This is a genomic window from Nonomuraea corallina (genome assembly GCF_027620315.1).
Lineage (GTDB): Bacteria > Actinomycetota > Actinomycetes > Streptosporangiales > Streptosporangiaceae > Nonomuraea > Nonomuraea corallina.
The window spans coordinates 1-2,749 of the sequence record NZ_JAPNNL010000325.1 but is presented as its reverse complement, the minus strand read 5'-3'; the positions used below and the strand labels follow the sequence as shown (position 1 = coordinate 2,749).

At 71.1% G+C, this 2,749-nt stretch carries 2 protein-coding genes; one reads left to right on the top strand and one right to left on the bottom strand.

The window, feature by feature from the left end; all coding sequences use genetic code 11:
- Positions 1 to 52: 52 nt before the first annotated feature.
- Positions 53 to 892 (bottom strand): phosphatidylinositol-specific phospholipase C/glycerophosphodiester phosphodiesterase family protein, encoded by an 840-nt coding sequence (locus tag OUY22_RS36405; RefSeq protein ID WP_270159872.1) that lies wholly within the window; start codon positions 890 to 892, stop codon positions 53 to 55.
- 258 nt (positions 893 to 1,150) lie between these two features.
- On the opposite strand from OUY22_RS36405, the gene OUY22_RS36400 reads away from it, so the two are divergent.
- A complete protein-coding gene (locus OUY22_RS36400; RefSeq protein ID WP_270159871.1) occupies positions 1,151 to 2,725 on the top strand; it encodes a long-chain-fatty-acid--CoA ligase in 1,575 nt (524 codons plus the stop codon).
- Positions 2,726 to 2,749 lie beyond the last annotated feature (24 nt).

Genomic DNA, 2,749 nt, shown 5'->3' with positions numbered 1-2,749 from the left:
GGGGGGGGGGGGGGGGGCGCCCCCCCCCCGCTCCGGTGTCTGCGCTACGAGGTCAAGAGGCGCGGCGGGTGTCGTGCTCGCGCAGGAAGCGCTGGAGCCCGGCCAGGTCGTCGGTGTTGAGGTGGTCGACGTCGGCCGCGACCAGTTCCTTCCACAGCGCGTCACGGGCCGGGCCGGGCGCGTCGGGGGTGGCCCAGAACCGGACCCGCTGTCCGTCGCGGTGGGCGGTCGCCACGATGGAGCGCAGCTTGGCCCGTTCCGCCTCGGGCATCGCGCCCTCGCCGGTCCAGGTGAAGTGGTTCGTCCAGTTGTCGCTGATGAGCGGGATCAGGCCGGGGCCGCCCTCGCCGAGGTCGGACATGCGGCCGTCATAGAAGGCGTAGCGCCGCTCCTGGGCCGCCATCAGCGCGCGCGGCCGGTCGCCGCTGATGACGACGGTGATGGCGCCCGGCTTGACCCTGCCCTTGTGGTAGCGGGTGAGCATCCGGTGGTGGCGCCGCAGCACGCGGTCGATCTCCGTGTACGTGGCCACGCCCTCGTTCTTGATGTCCACGAGGAGCTGGAGCTGCTGACGGCTGCCCGGGTAGACCCGGCCGTGGTTGTCCCGTACCCGCCGGGCCAGCGGGTCGAGGTAGAGCGACTGCAGGGTGCGGCCGGGCACGAGGTCCTCGGGGTCGTGGCCGACCCGCAGCTCGCCGTCCACCAGGTAGACGTCGGCCTCGACGCTGGTGAACCCGTGGTCGAGGGCGTCGTGCAGCGGGCGGGCGTGCTCGTAGTCGTTGTGGGCGTGCGCCCGGCGCAGCGGCTGCGCGGGGGCGGCCGCCTCGGCGGGGACGGCGGACAGCAGCATCGCGCCCGCGGCGACCAGCGCGCCCAGGGTTCGGCGCAACATCGCATCTCCTTACAGGGGGAGTCAGAGATACGACAGACCCTAAGTGTGAAAGACGAGCCGCAAGTGACCTTCAGCCCAACAGCGCCGGTCGGCTTCTCCCCGCCGAGCCGGGCCGGGCGGCGGCGGGATCACCGCGTACGCGATCAAGACGTGATGACGTATCGACCTTGAGGGGGACCCAGAGGTAAGTTCACGCTTACAACTGACGTCAGGTGCGGGTGGCCGGAACCCGCGCCTGCCGGTGTCGGAAGGAAGAACATGAGCACGGTCCACAGTGCCCACCCGCATCACCGACTCACCTGGGTTCACCAGGTGACCAAGCACGCCACGGCGCAACCCGGGCAGCCCGCGATCAGGTTCAAGGGGGAGACGACGACCTGGGCCGAGTTGGACGAGCGCAGCCGCCGCCTGTCCACCGCGCTCGAAGCCCGGGGCGTCGGCCGGGGCGACCGGGTGCTGGTCCTCCTGACCAACCGGCCCGAGTTCGTCGAGACCCTGGTGGCGATCAACCGGCTCGGCGCCATCGCCGTCCCGGTGAACTTCCGGCTGGTCGCGGCGGAGGTCTCCTACCTGGCGGAGGACTCGGGCTCCTGCGCGGTCGTGGTGGAGCAGGCGCTCGCGCCGGTGGTGGCCGCGGTACGGGCGGGCAAGGAGCCGGAGCTGCCCTGCCTGGTGGTCGGCGACGCCCCGGACGCCGCCGGCGCGGGCGCCGAACGCTACGAGGACGCCGTCGCCGCCGCCGAGCCGAGCACCGCGAGCGGCCCCGACGACCTCGGCACGGTCGCCCTGATCATGTACACGTCGGGGACGACGGGCCTGCCCAAGGGCGCCATGCTCTCGTACGAGAACCTCCTCGGCCAGACGATCACCCTGCTGCAGACGCTCCGGCCGGGCAACGACGAGATCTGCGTCGTCACGTCGCCGATGTTCCACATCGCCGCGGTCGGCGTGATCGTGCCGAACCTCATCTTCGGCTTCACCATGGTCATCACCCCGACCGGCGCCTTCGACCCCGAGGCGTTCCTCGATCTGGTCGAGTCGGAGCGGGCCACGAACGCCTTCCTGGTGCCGGTCCAGTGGCAGGCCGTCTGCGCCAGCCCCACGCTCGCCCAGCGCGACCTCCGCCTGCGCACGATCTCGTGGGGGGCGGCGCCCGCGACCACGGCCATCCTGCGGGCGATGGAGAAGGCCTTCCCCGGCGTGGCCAACGTGTCGGTGTTCGGGCAGACCGAGATGTCGCCCATCACCACGTCGCTGCCCGGCGAGGACGCGATCCGCAAGATCGGCTCGGTCGGCAAGCCGGTGCCCCTGGTCTCGGTGCGCGTGGTGGACCAGGACATGAACGACGTGCCCCAGGGCGAGATCGGGGAGATCGTCTACCAGGGCCCGCAGACCATGGTCGGCTACTGGAACAACCCCAAGGCCACCGAGGAGGCGTTCCGGGGCGGCTGGTTCCACTCGGGGGACCTGGTCCGCGTGGACGAGGAGGGTTTCTTCTACGTCGTCGACCGCCTCAAGGACATGATCATCTCCGGGGGCGAGAACATCTACAGCGCCGAGGTCGAGGCCGTGCTCGCCGACCACCCGAAGGTCCGCGAGGTCGCCCTGGTCGGCACCCCGCACGAGAAGTGGGGTGAGACGCCCGTGGCCGTGGTCGTCCCGAGCGACGAGCAGGACCCGCCGACGGCGTCCGAACTGGCCGAGTTCTGCGTCACCCGGCTCGCCTCGTACAAGAAGCCCACCCAGGCCGTCGTGGTGCCCGAACTGCCCCGCAACGCCTCGGGCAAGATCCTCAAGAACCGCCTGCGTGACATGGTCAAGCAGGACTCCTGACAGGCGTACGAACGCGACAAGCCC

Excerpts from the sequence above, each read along its gene's own strand:
- OUY22_RS36400 (WP_270159871.1), top strand. The coding sequence starts at position 1,151 with ATGAGCACGGTCCACAGTGCCCACCCGCATCACCGACTCACCTGGGTT.
- OUY22_RS36405 (WP_270159872.1), bottom strand. The coding sequence starts at position 892 with ATGTTGCGCCGAACCCTGGGCGCGCTGGTCGCCGCGGGCGCGATGCTG.